Raw genomic sequence first — 17789 nt, 5'->3', positions numbered from 1 at the left:
CCGTATATCTGAATTTTCTGGCTTTTTTATGGTCTTACTTTAAATGGCTACTAATAATATATCATATATATAAGCAACAGGTCAACGTCACATAGCCTACTTTTTCCAATTTAACATTAATGATTTTATACCGTTTTGTCCATATTTTTATAAGTCATTCTATTATAGTCATTTATCAAATCTAGTGAAGAACGCCCCTACCCCAGGCAGCTTGGCAGGCCTGAAAGTAAGGGCGTTCCTGGTTGGGTTAAGGTCCTTTATGTTCAAGGCCCATCCGCGGGCTTCCGGCTCTCTGCCTGGAGCCCGCGGCATGCAGCCTCGTCATTACGCTTTCTCTAAGATCTCGCTGATGTACCTTTCGTAGTTCTCTATCTCGGCTTCGAGATCTATCTTCTCCATCTTGGGTAGGTACGTGTATACCTTAAGACCGTTCATCTTCGTCAAGGTATCCGTAGCCCATTGTACTTTCTCGTCACCGTTGGCCGCGATCTCCACCATCATCTTGTACAGCTGGCTCGCCAGTCCGTCCTCAAGCTGGACCAGCAGCATGCTGTCCTCGCTCTTTTCACTGAACAGTTCGCGTACTTCCGGTTTATGCATATCCACTTCTATGACGCCTTTTTTGGTACCCAGGGCCACCTGTTTGGGCTGTATCTGCCAACCGGTCTGCTCTTCTATCCTCGTCAGGAGGTTTTCGGCTGTCAGCGTCTCTTCCTCGCTTATCACTATGATGTCCTCCTTCGTGATATACTCGCCCAGTCCGGTCTTCTCCAGCATCTTGTCCAGATCATAGGAAATGTGCGTGTTCTTCACGATCACTATGTCCTTGACCGGGTCAGATGCCTGGTCGGTGACCTCCATGGCCTCTCTTCTTTCCCTTATGGAGCTGGCCAGAAGTTTCAGGTCCATGGCTTTGTCCACAGCTGTCACTAGATACCTGCGGTCGTCTTTCTTGAACGGCTGCCTCCTCAGTCCCTCAAGGTACCTGCGGGCGCGTTCGGTATACTCTCTGTTGTGCATATTGTATATATTGTCTACCCTTATATCGTACAGGCTCTTTTCGTTCAGGTCTAAACACTCACCTTCGGGTATGAGGCGTGCCATGACGCCGACAACGTATTTGAGGCGGTCGACACTGGCTATTTTTTTGACCGTCTCCTGGTTTATGGAAGTAAGCTCAGGATGCATAAGCTCTATTATGTCCGTCTGAGCTTCCCTGGCAAAAGACCTCACCATGTTTTCCAGTTCCTGGAAGTCTATGTCGTCCGTATGCGGGTCAACCGGAAGCTTACTGCTGTCAAGCAGCGCAAGGACCGATTTTTCCCCCCTTGTCCTGTTCTTCAGCTCTTCTATCATATCTTCCTTTTTACCGGCCTGTATGCGCACGAAATTGGTTACACCGGTCCTCTGTCCGAATTTCTTCATGTTAACGTCCAAGTCCATCAATTCGTCATATACATCGGACGGCATACCCAGCGTGACCGCGAATTCTGCCTGTCTCCATTGTTCCGACTTGTGTAAAGCTTTGCGCACTAACCCTGTGACCAGTAATGCCGCCGTCACGCAGAGACCCGCAACGAGCAGATAATGCGTTAAGGGAAAACTGGAAAGAAGATAGGAATTGTTGGTTATCGCGCGATCTATGTTGGCGAAGATAACGTCCCTCAGGTCCGACCTCAATCCGAGCGGTACAAGCACGAATATCAATATCATGAATCCCCAGTTCCATTTGGTCTGGAATTTAAGCCTTGAAGACTTGAGCTTCGCGTCTTTCTGCGATTCAGACTGTCTTATGCTACCGGCTTTTTCATGGAATTTTCCTTCCGCGTGCTTTTTGAGAGTCGCCTCGATAACACCTACGGCCCTTCCGGTGAGCCACCAGTAACCTACGCGGCTTCCGCTGATTATCTCCTGCCAGGCGACCTTGTTACCGTAAAGGTAAAGGGTCTGGTAGCAGTCTATGAAAAGGTTCGGCATGGCCAGCCTCACGCTTAGCGCCCTCATGGCGCGTTCATCCCCTGTGGCCGACCCGATATATTTATGCACGAGCGCCATAACCGCCAGGGTCGTTACTATGCCTCCTGCGAAGGTAACGGCCATAATAGCCGGTATGAGCGCGAATATCGGCATCGACGGCAGGAATACCATCGCCAGCATACCTGAAGCCAAAGCCCCTGCGTAGAACAGCCAGAGCTTCGGAGCTATGAGGTTCAGCGTCACCGTTTTCATCTCCGGGAATAAGAGGCCTATCAGCTTGGTAACCCATGTCTGGACGGGTTTCAGCATAAGCCCCTCGGTGGTCAGGTCGCCTTTTTCGATCGCCCTGCGCATCAGCTTGAACTCTTCTATGGAAGAATCCTTCACTTCATACGCCTGCTGCCAGTCATAGCTCTTTGCTATGAATTCTCGCGCGTCAGCGACCATCTTGTCACGTTGCTGGTTGAAATATACTTCCCTCGCGTTGTCCGCTGCGGCACCGCCCTTGGAAGGATCGTTAAGGTAGAACTCGAAAAGGTTCAAGGTAAAATACTCTTTCTTGTTCATCCTGAGAGCTATCCTTACCCTGAGGTCCTCGACCGGATCTGCGGTTATTATCTGCATGGCGTGATCCGGAGTGAACCTGCCGCCCCGGGCCGCTTCTTCAAGATTATGTCTCATGCGGGGGGATATCATGCCCAGAAGGTCGAAATAACCTTTCTGGCCGTAAAGAATGTCCACATCCCTGTTATAAAACAGATCCAGCAGGCGGAGTTTCTCTGCCTCCTCCGGAGTAAGCTCTTCACCCGTGCCGGCCTTTACTCTCACTCTCGCCAGTTCCCTGAGGTACAGATCGCTTATATCCACTCCCACGGGCAGCGTATAAGTGCCATCTTCATGTCTTTCCAGAAGGGGCCATAAAAGCCTGAAGCTTTCCTCATCGCGCGGTGAAAGCCTGTCCATTATCTGTTTTTCCATGTCCGACCCTTCCATGTAGAAAGGCATTTCCGCCAGCATTCCTTCAAGCCTTTCCCAGAATTCCATCATTATCTTCTCCCCGCTCTCAAGCTGGGCGATGGCCATCTGGGCCTCGTGCATCGCATCACCCACAAAAGCGCCGGCTTTCTTGGCTATGAACTTCCTTTCGCCCTCTCCCCTCACACTCTCACGTACCGTTTCCTCGATGTACGCTTCGCGCGCGTCGGAATTTATCATCTTCAGGACATCTTCAACGCTCTGCTCCCTGCTCTTTTCTATATATTCTTCCGTTATCTCCTCTTTCTGCCTGCTCAGGCCGAGTTTCTTGTTTATTCCCTTGAACATCGCCTTGACGGTGAAATACTTGAAAAGCAGTATGGGCACAATGACTATCATCGGCCCCAGGATCCATCCCCAGCCAAGGGCCATGAAGTTCATAAGCTGCGGGAATATCTCGGCTACCAGGTTCTGCATGGCTGACAGACCGCTGAATAGTTTCGTGGCGTTCTCGAACGCTATGAAAAGCCCCGAGACCACCGGTATCTGCAGCAGCGCCGAAACTATAGCTTTGACCGGTATGAAATACAGGCACCACACCATCATGAATACCCTTGCCAGCCTGAAAAGCATCGGATGTATGGCGCTGGAAAGCGTAGCAACGAGAAAAGAGATCATCCCAAGAGGGCCTTTCTTCTTCCAGAGCTCTCTGAGCACGCTGTATTTACATGCCACTGTCACAAGTCCTATGATGTAACCCTTGTTCCACCTTGAAACCTGAAGGGCCCTTGTGTTGATCGTAAGACCGCTGGTGGAGGTAGCGTCCTCCGGCGTCAGGGTATAGAAACTGGCTATATTAAGGCCGTAAAGCCACCCGACAAATCCAAGCATGTAGTCCTCCGCAACCTGCATCTCGTCCCAGGCGCCTATCGTGTGAAGCTTCTTCTTGGTGGCGTACTGCTCGGCCATTATCTCTTTTTCCTTCTCGCCTATGCCTATATCCGCGAGGACCTTATCATCTATCTCCTGCCAGTAGATCTCTTCCACCGGTTCTGTGCAGAACCAGCCTGTTGTACCACCGAGCGGCTTGAAGGTGTCCGGCAGCGCGTGGAAACCGTCCCATCCCATGTTATACCATGCTCCGTACTCACCCTCGAAATACGCACCGTTGACCCAGTTCATGGCCAGACCTGCGGAACGCGACTGCGCGAGACGTCCCTGGCCGTTCTTGGGAGCATTGATCCGCTCGAATTCACCGAATATGAGCTCTTCTATGAAAGCCGACTCGTTCTCCTTCTCCCTGGGGCTGTTAATATACTCGGTGGCTATCCGCCCGTAACCGGGTATGTTAGCGAAGCTAATATACAGGTTAAGGAGCTTTTTCCTCTCGTCCTGATCGGTATTGTTGAGTATCTCCTTCCAGAGAAGACCGGTGGAAAGAAGGTGCAGTTTATTGTCTTTTATGATATTTAAAAGCGTCGGCAGGGTCTCCGTCGCGAACCAGTTCATGTGCCTCTTGAGGACCTTTCCTCTTTTGAGGTTATACCGGTTCGAAACGATCCTGTCTTCGGCGGAAAGCTTCTTGTTGTAAAGATCGACCGCGTCGGCTATGCAATTTCTGTAGTATTTGGTCTTCGCGCCGATCGAAGTATCTGTTTCGGGTTTCTGGCTGCGTACCGGTTCCGCCCTCATGAACTTGGTTTTGAAGTTATCCTTAAGGCGCCTCGTCTCGGAAATACCGTCGGTAAGACCCAATACGAACTTTACTATCTGGGTTGACTCCGGTTTGTCCTCGGTATCGTATATTATGCCGTAAGCCCCGTCAGAATCCTTCAGGACGAAGGTGTTCGCGCCCGGCTTCGTGTAAGGCTGTGACGGCTCGACGTAAGGCCCGAAGACCCTGGTAAGTAATACGCGAAGTCTCCTCGGCATCCATTTGTATCCTCTCAGTCGTACCGCGTTCTCCTCTCTTACGGGCGCGCCCTTGAACTCGAATTCCTCGGGAAGGCTGCCCTTGATGGCCTCGGCCGTAAGACCGCGCATCTTGCGCATCGCGTTAAGCCTGGCGTTCCTTATGGACTCCTCGGTCTTGTCGTCCCAGGTCTCACCGGCGAAGATGAACTTCATCTTCTTGAGCGGATACCTGAGCGTCAGCAGTGAATCAACCAGGGGCTTTATCTCATCCTCCCAGTTGGCCATGACAATAACGAGCCACGCCTGGGTCTTGGGCATGAAATCGTACATAAGAACCATCCTTTTTTCAAGATGGTCCTTGTCGATGACCTGCCTGAGGCTTGCTGCGTCTATACCTTCGAGCCACTCGTCGATCTGCTCGTTCTTGCCCTTTATGACGTTCTGAACATCCCATAGTTTAATATGCTCGCTCATCTTTATCCATTTTTCGAGTTCGGCGGCCCTTATCCGGAGGGCTTCGTCGTCGTTTTCCTTGAGACGTTCGCGCACATCGTCCAGCTCTTCCCGTTTTATCTTCCTGAGCTCTTCTTTCACGCCGTTGAACCCGGCACCACTGAGCCTCTGGAAGATCTGATCAATGTCAAGGTTCTCGTACATAAGACGGGCCCTTACAACCAGCTGTTCCCTGTAATTTCCGTCCCTGTTAAGGAATTCAGCCAGTTCGCTCTTTGTCATCGCTTCCGGTATCCTGTCCTCGCGCTCGAGCTTCTTGAAAGCGTCCCTGGACATGAGCTTTAAAAGCTGGGAAGCGTTAAGGGCCTCGAATTTCCTGTTCATCCGGTCGCTGAAATAATTCACCCCGGAAGGAGCCCCGCCGTGACCCATCAGGCCTTCGTAGATCATCTTCTCCTGCTGGTTAAGGGCCTTCTTACCCTCGGCGTTGGCTTCTACGATTATCCTAAGTTCCTGTTCGGTATAACGGTGCCCGCCCAGAAAGGTCTTGATAAAGTTGTCGGTGGATGCGTCAAGTGCAGGTTCGTCGTCCCCGACGTAAAGCTTGTCGTCGACAGCTATGGCCTTGAACCTGTCCTTGGCTATGAGCATACTAAGGAGGCTCAGCGTGAAATACACCATGCTCCCGGCAAGCAGGACGTTTATGGCCGTTCCCAGACTTATACCAGCGGCAACACTGCCCGTCGCCGTGAATATGACCTCTCCTATGGAGCTACCCGTCAGTCTGGGTACACCGACAAGGAAACCGGCCGATAGCGCGCCCCAGAAGGCTTTCTTGGCGATATCCTTCCATGTCACGACCTCTTCATCCGGATAAAGCTTGGCGAACTGTCCGATGTTATAACCGAAGAACTTAAGACCGAATATCCAGAGGCTGCCGAGGACCACGCTACCAACCAGAAGCTGTCCGACCGCGGTCACAAGCAGTATGGGCTGTACCAGAGCCGCCAGCTGAACGAGACCTGCGACCACGCCCAGCGCGAAGGCAAGCCCCGCGAGGTTGACGAAAAACGCCTCCGAAGTCTTGGATTTTTCGCTGATGAGCTTCTTGATTGCGTAATTCATTGCAAGGGCCATCAGTCCCGTGAGCAAATATGGTCCGGTCTTGACAAGCATGCTCTTCCATGCCGAACCTGCGGCAAGGTCGGTCACTATCTTCATGAAAGCGAACCCGTGCCTGAATATCTCGGTCCAGCCGGCAAGATGTGAAGATGAGGCCAGCTGATAGATCCAAGCCGATGTACCGAAAACGGCAACCCCCGCCACGTAGGAAATACCCAGCACTATTCCCAGAAAGAGCAATGTCTTCGTAAGAAGTTTGATCTTCTCTACAAGCCCCTCCGCCTCGGAAAGTGCCATGCTGTCTTTATTGCTGCGCGCCACCGCGCTGTCCGCCAGGCTGTGCATACCCGTATCGAACTCTTTGTTGACATCCTCGACGCCATGATAATCCTCAGTAAGTATTTCTATGCTTTTGGCGGCCGCGCTCTGTGTAAGGTGCCTCCAGATATCCCACACTCTCAGGGGATTACCGGAATAAGGTCTGCCCGTGCGTTCCTCCACAAGATTGAATATCTGCCTGTTGCCCCTGCGCGTGGTGTTCTTCATGTCCGAAGGTATATCTATCAATAGATCCTTCTTCATGAGCAGCCTGGATACCTGGCCGGCGAATATCAAGGTACCCACCACCGCAAACGCTACCACAGCCATACCCCTGATCGACGTGAGGTCAACCAGCCCGTAATATGCCGCGGCTGCCGTGATGCTGGCGAAAAGCGCAGCTGAAAGCATGAATACACGACCGACGACGCCTATCCTGGGACTCTTTGACCTGTAAAGGGCGCGATTTTCCTCCCACTGCTGGCTGCTCCATGCCTGCACATCCTCATCACCACTTATACTGAGACGTTCTTTCCCTTCCAGAATAAGACCTCCGAGCTCAGCTATGCTTTGCTGTATCTGCTCGTGGAATGTCAGGGTCTTTCCGACAACACCGCCTTCGTAATCCTCCCCGTCCTTTCCGTCGACCTTGATGCCCCTAGAACGTATAGGACGCATGTCCATCCATATCCAGTCACGGACGTTCGGCTTGCCATCGATCTCCCGGCTTATCTTCTCCATTTTGCTCTTTATCGCTGAAAGCTCTCTCATCTGGTTCCAAAGATAATTGAACGGCTGCCTGTTACCCATCGAATAAGCGCTCCGGTTATTGATAAGGTCCACGCTGGAGAGCCTTAAAAGATACATAACAAGCGGCTTTACCGAATAAGCGAAAAGCGTGCCGGCGAAAAGCCAGAAACTTACTCCAACGGTGCTCATCCCTAATAGCCCCGGAAGCAGCATCTGCGCGGTAACGAAGAAAGCCCCCGCAAAAAGACCCGACTGCCATTTCTTGCCTTTCTCTTCCAGCCCAAGCCATTTGATAACCAATAGAGCAATATAGGGAAAGCTCACGACCAGACTATTGTTACTGAATATGTGGCATATTACAGCCGCAATACCTGCCATAACCACGGACCTGTAAAGATTGCTGAGGTTGTACTGGCCTACCTTGCCCTTGTCAAAGAAGGTCCATGGCTCCATGGCCCTCAACCTGGGCAGGAATATCTCTTCGTCCTCTTTTATCTCCTCTTCGCCCTGTTTATCCTGGAAATCGACCTCCAGATCACCCATCCAGTCGTTTATTGTTTTTGCCAGCCTGCGAAGTGTCCTGATTATATCCTCCGCATCCTCGAGCTGCCTTTTGAACCTCTGGTCCTCGTCCTCGGGTTCTTCCCCGTCCGGTTCGTCTTCACCGGGTTCACTGGGTCCGGCGGGACCTCCAGGAATGACTATCTCAGGTTCGACATCTTCAGCCTGTTCGCCTTCTTCCGGCTCTTCTACCGGTGCGATTATTTCAGGTTCCATCTTTTCAGACTCGGCCGCCTGCTGCGCCTGCAAAAGGCTGTTCCTAGCCTGGTTGAGCGCTTCTAACAGATCGCGTATTCTTTTATAGGCTTCTCCGTTAAGGTCCCCTGCATCCCCGAGTTTCTCGATCCCGAGGCGGAACATCTCCTCTTCCGCCCACGGGGTATCTTCGTATTCTGAAAGCGCTTCTTTTATGCCATCGAGTTCGGCACTGATGTCGGAATTCTTCTGGCCCAGCTCATTCGCTGTTGCCTCTATCCCGTCGAACTGCGCGGTCATCTCATCTATCTGTGCCTGTTCAATACCCTCCTGGGGTATACTCGCGACCAAAGCGTCCACTTCTTCCTTGCCTTTTTCCGCTCCGGCTATTATCTCCCTGATCCTGGCGATAACCTCATCAATGTCCGAAACCTCAGCATTAATCTCATTAAGGAACTCTTCCCGCTCTTTTCTTGCCCGTTCTTCTTCGGCTTTTTTCCTGAGCTGCTGCTCTTTTTCCTCGATCATCGCTTTATGGGCGGCAATGATCTGCGCGTAATCTTTATCGTACTGTTCGCTGTAATCTTTCCCTTCCTGTTCGGGATCGGAATAATAGTAAGCTCTGCTGTTCACACGGCCCCAGAAGTTCTCCCCTTCGGCAAGGTCCATCACATTATTCACCATCTCGAGGACCGGGCGCACCGAATCCTCTGCTATATCACCTTTTACTTCGGCTATCCTGGCGATAGCTTCTTCTATCTTCGTTATCAGCTCTCTTGTCTCCATTATCTCGGCAAGCACGTGATGCCGTTTCTGTTTGACCATTTCGACATTTCCGTCCTTGGGTAAGTGCGGCGAAAGCGCGTCATCATCTTTTCTCACGGACCTGTTATAATCATCGATTATGGCCGTGTAATCTATTTGCTCAAGCCGTTTCATGCTGGCGAGAAGCTGCTCCAGTTCAGATGCCTTCTGGGCGACCTCATCCTCAAGGGACCTTATAAGGTCTCTTTGCGCCTCTTCTTCGGCGGCTTTCTTTCTTTCCTCTTCGGCCTTGCGCGCCTCTTCTTCGGCGGCTTTCTTTCTTTCCTCTTCGGCCTTGCGCGCCTCTTCTTCGGCGGCTTTCTTTCTTTCTTCTTCGGCCTTGCGCGCCTCTTCTTCGGCGGCTTTCTTTCTTTCTTCTTCGTCAAGACCGCGAAGTTTACGTATATCGCGCACAAGCTGCAGGATCTTTTCAATATGTTCCCGTATCCTGTTATTCTCACGGCGGGCAATGTCCAAACGCCCCATAACGTCCATTACCTTTATGTCCTTCTTTCCCAGAGCCGCTTCCACTGAGAGCATCGTCTTATAAGCGTTCTCCAGACCCGCGGCTATGTCCACGTTGTTGCGCTGGTGGAAAGTACCGCTTATCTCATATTCTGCGTTATCACAAGTGAACCTTAGAATCTCTATCTGGCTGTCGCTCAGTTCTCCGGCGGTTTCGTTTAAAGCTTTATTGAGCTGTGATTCTCTCCAGTTCAGGCCTCTTGCGAGCACCTTCATCGCTCCGATCATCTCGTTAACGGATTGTCTTATCTCGGGCAACTCTTCGGAGGCTTCTCCTTCGCTCATGCTTCTTCCCGGCTGTTCCGTATGCTCATCGGGTTTTTCCATTTCTTCGGCGAACCTGGAAGCAAGTATCCCTTCGGGCCGGCCGGTGTCGCGGTCTTCTCCCCGATCGGAATCATCAAGTTCCCCGACTTCATCGTCTATAACTTCCGCTTCACCGGAAGCTTCAAGCTGCTTATGGTGATCGGCACATTTGTTCTCGACCTCTTCCTTAAGCTCTTCCGCGCTTCTGAGCAGATTCCTCACCGTCACGGGCACCCTGAAGTTTTCAGGAAAACCGTCGTTGGTTCTCATGATATCGGCTTTTTCCCTGAGTTCACGCTGAGGCACGCCCAAAAGGACGATCCCTTCACCGTTAAGGATATCTATGCCAAGGTCCTCGGCGATATACAGCACCTTGTCCTTAAAGGGAGCCAGCGTCATTTTCTCATCCTGCAGGATCGCGGATATATCCTCTCCGGCAAGGTCTTCCTGCGAAACACCCAGAGCGAGCAGGACCTCCTGCTTGCTCGTGGCCCTGATCACCTGTTCCCTTACGGACCCTTCCTCTTCGGGGGCGCCTTCCTGATCGGTGCTGGCGGCTATAATGACATCACTTGTGGTATCGTAGATTACATCGGTACCCGAAAGCATGTGACCGCTTACTTTGTGCGGGTTTTCATTATGGAACTTGCTGGCCAACTCACGCGCCTGGTCTATGTTCTCCCTGATCCATATCCTCATCTGGTCGAGCGTTAGACCAAGCTCCACGGATTTGATCAGCCATTCACGCAGCTCGTACATTTCATGCAGAAGAAGGTCCCCTTCCGCCCTGTAGATCGGGTCTATGTATATGACCGGCATGCCGAACACACGCCCCAGACCCAGATGCGCCTTTACGCCCGTCTGGTTATAAAGGCCGGGGATCTCCACAAGACCGGCCTCCATGTCTGGATAATCCTCACTTGTAAATGGTTCCGGGCAAAGCTTTTTGAGCTGTTCCCTTCTCTCGTAGATGTTCTTTGCGTTCCGGATCTCTTCCGGCATGTTCTCGCTGATGTATTTATTGAGGTCCGCATGACTTACGACGGTCTTACCGAGGCCCTTTATCTTACGGTTACGCAGCCATTCGACCAGCTTGGCGTGGTTCCTTTTCAAATAATAAGCCAACGCTATGGCCAGCGCGAACGACGCTGCGGCTATCTTGTGCCAGACGGTGAATTCCATGCCCTGTTCGGCTATAGGTGATTCCACCCTGAGCATAAGTATTTTAGTGGAATCGAAATCGGCTTTGGAAAGGGCTTCTATCTCTACGGTAACATAACCTTCATCATCGACTGTCGCTTTTTCGCTCTTTGCCCTGGTCTGCTCGTCGATCAGAGAAACGGTAACTCTGCTGCCCGGCCCTGCGACAGTGGCGGGCAGTTTTGCGCGTACCCTGATTAACCTGCCTTCCAGATCACTCGGCACGCCTTCCCGGCTGAGATCGATGTACATACTGCCGTCCATGTCATAAGCGGACATCCACTGATCTTCAGCAACGGTCACGGTTTCGGTCACCTTGACCGTATCGGCCAGAGAAGTGCTACGCTCGAGCATGATGTCCCTGACCCCCAGATTAGCGGGAGTTGTGCTGGTATTCCTGAAAACGATCCTTACCGAAACAACGTCCGAAGTGTCGAAATCCTCTTCTTCGGTATAATTACTCAGATCCCTCGAGGAGGGAGTGAACTCAACCCTCTGGTATTTCCTGTACTCTTCGTATTTGACCGATTCGGCGGGGACTCTCAGGACCTTCTCCCGGCCTTCCCCGTCAACAGCGTATATGGTTATGGCAGGCCACAACGATTCCTTGGTATTAACGAGGAAAGATAAAGTCGAATCGGAAAGGTCCTTCATTCCCATCGCTCCGGTATCCACGACAACGGTCTTTTCCTCGCTGGTAAGAGCAAGGGTGATCTCCCGGTTCGTATTGATCTCTTCAGCCACCGGCAGCTTTCCTCTCACGGAGACTTTTTCAACGGGTGTGATGTTCTCCGCGGATACGCCGGTGACTTCCTTGAAAAGAATATCCAGGTCGTTGCGCCTGCTGAAAGAGAGAACGACGTTCCTGAACCAGCTGGCGCCCGTTCGCCTGTTCATCCATTTTTCAGGGCTTCTTTCCTCGACCACCAGTTCCCTGTATGCCAGTCTTTCCCAGGCCCTGAACTTCATCGCTATCAGCCTCTGCCAGGTTTCCATCTGGAAATGGTCCATTTCCTTCTCTCCGCTGCGGACCTGTTCGATCTGCGACTTCAATTCCTTCAGTTCGGCGTATATCCTGTCGGCGTAAAGCTTATGCGTATCGATCTTCTGATGACCAGCCTTGTACTGGAGCGTCCTCGCCCCGTCCCTCAGCATGGAAGCTTCCCATATGCCTACCATGCGCTCAAAGGTATCGTTGAACCTTGACTCGGACATGAGAGTGGCGAAAGTCCCTATAACGTCCTCTTCCCATACGGTCCTTTCCAGAAGAGCCGAACCGTCACGGGTCTTATTCCAGATGCTTGCGTCATAAGCCATATCAGGGTCACTGAGTATCCTGTTCAGCTGCCCGGTGGCGGCGAGCTTTTCTATCTCCTTGTTGAAGAAAAAGGCGAAATCAGCCTCACCTGCTTCGGCAAGTTCCTTTCTGCTTGTAATCTTAGCGTTCTTAAAGACCAGAACGGCTCCGTTCTTTACGGGCACGCCCGCTATATCGACCTCTATCGCCAGAGTGTTCCCGCTCTGGCCGCGATTGGCGAAGATAAAACCTGGCTCGTAATAATACCTGTCCGTGATCCCATTGTGGTCGGTGAATTCTATAAGCCTGTCCTTGGCGTCATAAGTGAAGACCTTCTTTCGGATAGTGCTCGCTGACCTTTCATAGAGGGTCTTGGTATAAGCGCCGAACATCTTGTGCTCGTAATTGTATTCCTCGTAGCTGCCGTCGGCATAATGTTTGAGGAGTATCCTTCCGCCTTTTTTGCTTTCACCGGTATAGATAATCGCGGACACGCCGCCGTGAAGCCTGCTGAAACGACTGTCAATGAGGGGCGTCTCATACCCGACATACTTGAGACAATCGTCTTTGAGGGCGATCCTGCTCTTGCTGATGTAGATATACCTTACCGGGGCCTTGCCTTTTTCGGTAAGGATCTTAAGGTAACAGTTCTTCTCTTTTGAGAATATATTTCTCTCTATACCCGTAAGTTCTTCAGCGTCGACCTTGTAAACGAAAGCGGCCCTGGTCCCATCGGTGTATTCAATGACCAGCGGACGAGATACTTTTTCCTGTGTTGCTTCATAGACAACGCGTTTTACTCCGCCGTGCAGCTTGGCAAAGTGGAAATCCCTCAGAACGTCAAGGTAATCCTCAAGAAGCGGATCGTCCAGCACCTGGTTAATATCCTCAAGTGAGGCGATCGCATCTTCGGTCTTTTGCCTCTTTTCTTCAGTATAGGAATCCTCGTCCAGATCGGATTCTATCTTGTCCATCAACGCGTTTATCGCCGTCCAGTATGATCTGCCTTCGTCCCCGATGGTTCTGACCAGATACTTTTTGAAATCCGCTTTGCGCATCTCAGCAGCCTTCTCTCTTACATCTCCGGGGCCTTTGAAGATATGCGCATTCTTGCCTACGTTTATCTCGCCGAGGTTGCCGGGTCTGATGTTGTCCATATCATCTTCCCGTACGCTCTGCCGACGCTCTTCCCTGGCCTCATCAAGGTTCTCCGCGGTAATATACCTTCTTTCGGTACCGTCGGCATACCGGGTCAGGACGGACCTGTTTTCGGAGGTTCCGTCAAAGACCATTTCCGCGACAAGACCGTGCTGGGCCGCGAAATCATAATCCAGCGGATACGTCTTTTTATCAGGCCGGTGGGGCTCACTGAAAGTGATCCTTTTAATATGTCCGTCAGTGTAATAAGCCACTGTCCCGTCATCATAAATTATCTTCTCAAGAAGGCCCGGCACGAATATGTCATCCGAGGGGGCATACTCGATGCGCTTGATCAGGCCGTGCTGTTCAGCGAGAAAATACCCCTGGGGATCCCTGTACGGGTCAGGGGCGTTAAGCACGTTCTCATACTCCACGCTCTTGAGGCTACCGTTATCGTGGTACTGGTAGTGTATCTTCTGGACCTTTTCCCCTTTTATCTTCTCTTCATAGATCGTCCTACCGTATCCCTTCTTGTTGATCTTGACAACGCTGTTGCCCAGTCCGTCCGTATAACCGGCAAGATACTTCTTCACCAGAAGGGTATCCACCACGGTCCCGTCCTCATCCCTGACGGCCTCTGTGCTTATGGTGCCTATCTTTACCGCGCCCACCAGGCTTTCCAGAGTGAAAATATCGGTATCCTTGACCAGGCGGAACATCTCTTGCGGATATACCGCGTCCCTGCGGTATACCAGCACTTCCCTTCTCTGCACGCTTTTCGCATAATCATCGGGCAGGTTATCATGTTCCTTTACCCTGGCGAAAGTGACCAGGTTCTTGTTGTCCCTGTCCTTTACGGAGATGGATTCGCCTATCTTTTTGAAGTTACCGTCCACGATAGGCGCTGTGACCATTACGACCTTGCCTTCCGGGACACTGCCCTTGATCAGCCCCTCGGTCAGCGCTATCTGTCTGGGGAAGTCAACGTATTCGAACCTGTATTTGCTGAGCAGTTCCGTTATTTTCACCTTAAGGTCATCGTCCTTGAGTATGTCGGTAAGCGACCTGTTGGACCTGCGGGCGACCGAATCCAGTGTACCCATAAGTTCGCCTAAGCCTATGAAATACTTGATCTGCTCTTTACCTTCGCCGATCTTGAACTCCCTCAGGGAACTGTTCTTTTGAAAGAAATGGAGCGCGAGGTCGCAAAAGTTTATGACGGCCTTTTCGTCATTGGCATCTATCTTGTGTTTCTCGAGAATGATCGCCAGGTACCCGCCGTATATCATCATATCCTCGCTCATCAAGCGGTCGACCTCTTTGACCCCGGCGACGTCGCTCAGGAATTTCTTCACGCTTTCCTGGGCCATCAGCGGTTTATACTGTTTGTCCAGGAAGTTATTGAACCCGGCCGAATCCTTGAAGTTCTCTCGGTAGAACCTGACCCATTTCTTCGAGGCTTCGACGAGGAAGGGATTATTGGTATCATAGGTCGAAAGGTAATCCTCGAGCTCTTTGAGCCTTTTTTCGAGCTTAGTCCTCTGCGCGTCGGAAAGGTCCCCGGCCAGCGAGGCCTGTATCGCCTTTTTCTCGTTCTCGGCGTCCGTCCTGAATCTGGTAAGTATGAAATTGAGGTCCCCGTAATAAAGCCTCATGACCCTTTCAAGAACTGGTCTGTTCTCCTCCTTGAGGAGGTCCTCTACGCTCGTTATCATGGGGTCGCGATCAGAGGTGGCCTGATTTATGTAGACGACGAGCATCGGAACATAAAAATCCTGGTCCGTTTTCTTTTTCTTTATCGCATCGGCCAGAGTGAGATCCCTTTCTCGGAGCCACATGGCGGTATTGTCCGTTTCACGCCTGATCCATCTGACAGTATCATAGCAGGTATTGATCTTCTTGCCCCTGATCAAGGCCTTCATGTGCACGTTGAAGACAACTTCCAGGGCCGTAGTATCCTCCCCGGCTGCCTTAAGTTCGTGTATCCTGTCGGATATCCTTCTCAGCGTGTCCGAACCGGGCATCCTCATGGCTGACTCGGCGGTGATCTTGTCGAAATTGAAAAATTCACCGGATACCTTCTTGACCATGTTCATAAGTGCGAGGTCCCCGCGGAAATCGTCCCTGCCGCCTGCTCTTAATGCGAGTATGGCCACGCGATGCAGTATCCACCTGTCGGCTTCGTTGTTATAATCTATTTCCTCCCCAAGGAACTCTCCGACCTCTTTTTCGAAACCGGCCATAAGTCCCCTGAAAGAATCGATATCCACGCCGCGCGTCTCGACCTCACCCTGAAGCTGGTCGGCCGTCATATGGAAGGAAGCCTCTCTCACCCTGTCAAGGACCCTGTCATAATCGTTCTCCAGCGCCTGCATCATCTGAACGCGGAAGAAGTTCTTGAGTATCTTGGTAACTAGGTTGTCATCGCTAAGCTCTGTCTCCAGATATTCTATCATGGCGCCTTCATCCCTGCCGGCACCCATCGCGTAATCGGTCCATGCCATCAGTATGGCGAAATCGTTATCCGTGTCGGGCTCGTACCCGAGTTTTTTCTCGAGGAAAGGTTTGACGATCTGGTCCTGGACCTGCCAGAACCTGGACCAGTATATATCCCTGAGCGAGGCGAGCTTCCTGAGAGCGTCTTCCTCGGACATCTTCTTCTGGTCAACCAGATACCGGTAAAGCGTCCCTCCCCTGCCGAACAGGTGTCCTCTCCTGGAGCTCAGCTCGATAAGACCCTCGCGAAAGGCGAAGAACCCGGCCTTGTTGGTCTCGGCGGGCTCGAGGCCGTATTTCTCGAGAAAGGCCTCTATCTGCTGGTTGTCGTGCCTTGCGCTGTAACTGTCCCAGTAATCACCCCATCTCCAGCCGGTCCTCCTCTTAAGGCCCTTGCCGAACTCCTCCCTGGAAGGTATGTTCACGGCCGTATATGTTTGTTCTATTTCAGACGGTACGGTTCCTGATTCTTCGGTCTTTTCCCCGGCTTTGACCTCTTCGCCTTTTCCGGCATCCTTCTCGGCCCCCAGTTCGGTCAGAGGCGGCATCTCCATGCCGAGCTGTCTGGTCAGCATCGAGAACTTCTCGTACGCGGAAAGGAATGAGGCGAGGCTTTCTATATATTCGTTCCTGTCTATCTTCTCCAGGCGCGCCTTCATCGTATCCAAATCAATGCGGCGCCTCCTGTAATCGTTGAGCACCTGGTCGTATTCTTCCTGTATGGTCTTGCTCGCTCCGGAAAGGTTCTCAAACTCCAGTTTCAGCATTTCAGCGGCTGCCTGTAGTTCTATGAGCCTTACCCGGTATTCCACGGGAAGTTCGGACTGCCTCCTGCGGAGCTGGTAAATGTTGTATATATGTTCGTTGCGCTGTTTATCGCGCCTTGCTTCCCAGTTGGAACCGTAAAGCACGAAAGTAAGCGTGGGCATTACCGCGTCAACCGGTTTTGCCGTGAAATCGCTGTCCTGGAAGCATACACCCAGTTTTATGCTCGAGAGGTAATGCAGTACGCTGGACTGTCGCTGGCGGCTGCTTATGATGTATTCCTCAAGTGCGCGTACCTTTTCATCCCTTGAGAAATCCACATCGCTGGAGGCAGCTTTCGCTTTCTGCACTATACTGTCTATGGCCAGCGGCGCGAGAACAGACCCGAAGTTCCTGAGAAAACTCGCATCCGGTATCTCCTTGCCAAAACTTGTCTTGAACTCCATTTCCAGCATCCTGATATCGGCCAGAGCCTTTTCCATCCTCGCCCTCGCCTGATCGCGCTGGTCCTGCAGGTCCCTGAGCTGCATCGGCCTGATCTCTTCGGCTTTCCTTCTTTTCCGGCCGTCTTCACAGGCTTTTTCGGCAACCCTGTATTTCTCCGCGAGCTGCTCGTAATCGGCCACGACTCTCCAGTACCTCGCATTGAGCTCGGCCAGTTCGCGCAGCATCGTTTGCCTCTCAAGTTGCTGTTCGTGTTCTTTAGCTTTCAGCGCGTGCCTGCGGGAATCTCTCGTATACCCGCCTATCGCGTCTACTATTCCCGAAACTGTCTCTTCCCTTGCGAAACGCACGCTTGTTTTCCACTGGTCGCGTACCTCGCCCGCGTAGCCTTCGCCGTAAGAGACTTCGAGCATCACGCTTGAGGTCTCTCCCGTTGCCGAGGGAAGTCGCGCCGCCACCTTGTCCTGGGCGATCCTTATCTTCATCCTCATTCCCCATTCGCTTGCTGCTTCCTTGGAACCCGCCCCGAACAGATCGAACACTTCAT

The 17789-nt window shown here is 51.9% G+C and carries 2 protein-coding genes (1 of these 2 only partly in view); both read right to left on the bottom strand.

What is annotated here, in order from left to right; all coding sequences use genetic code 11:
* Positions 1-168: 168 nt before the first annotated feature.
* Positions 169-312, bottom strand: a complete 144-nt coding sequence (locus GF409_04060) for a hypothetical protein (GenBank protein MBD3426390.1) — start codon at positions 310-312, stop codon at positions 169-171.
* A 12-nt stretch (positions 313-324) separates the two neighbouring features.
* Positions 325-17789 carry the 3' portion of a hypothetical protein gene (locus GF409_04055; protein MBD3426389.1) on the bottom strand. 16939 nt of this gene lie beyond the right edge of the window, so 17465 of the gene's 34404 nt are visible here — the last part of the coding sequence; its start codon lies off the right edge, out of view — the gene reads right to left on this strand; the stop codon is at positions 325-327.

This window comes from Candidatus Omnitrophota bacterium (assembly GCA_014728045.1).
In the GTDB taxonomy this organism is placed as follows: domain Bacteria; phylum Omnitrophota; class Gorgyraeia; order Tantalellales; family Tantalellaceae; genus WJMH01.
The sequence above is the reverse complement of the archived record's forward strand: the minus strand, read 5'-3'. Positions and strand labels throughout refer to the sequence as shown.

Excerpts from the sequence above, each read along its gene's own strand:
- GF409_04060 (MBD3426390.1), bottom strand. The coding sequence starts at position 312 with ATGCCGCGGGCTCCAGGCAGAGAGCCGGAAGCCCGCGGATGGGCCTTG.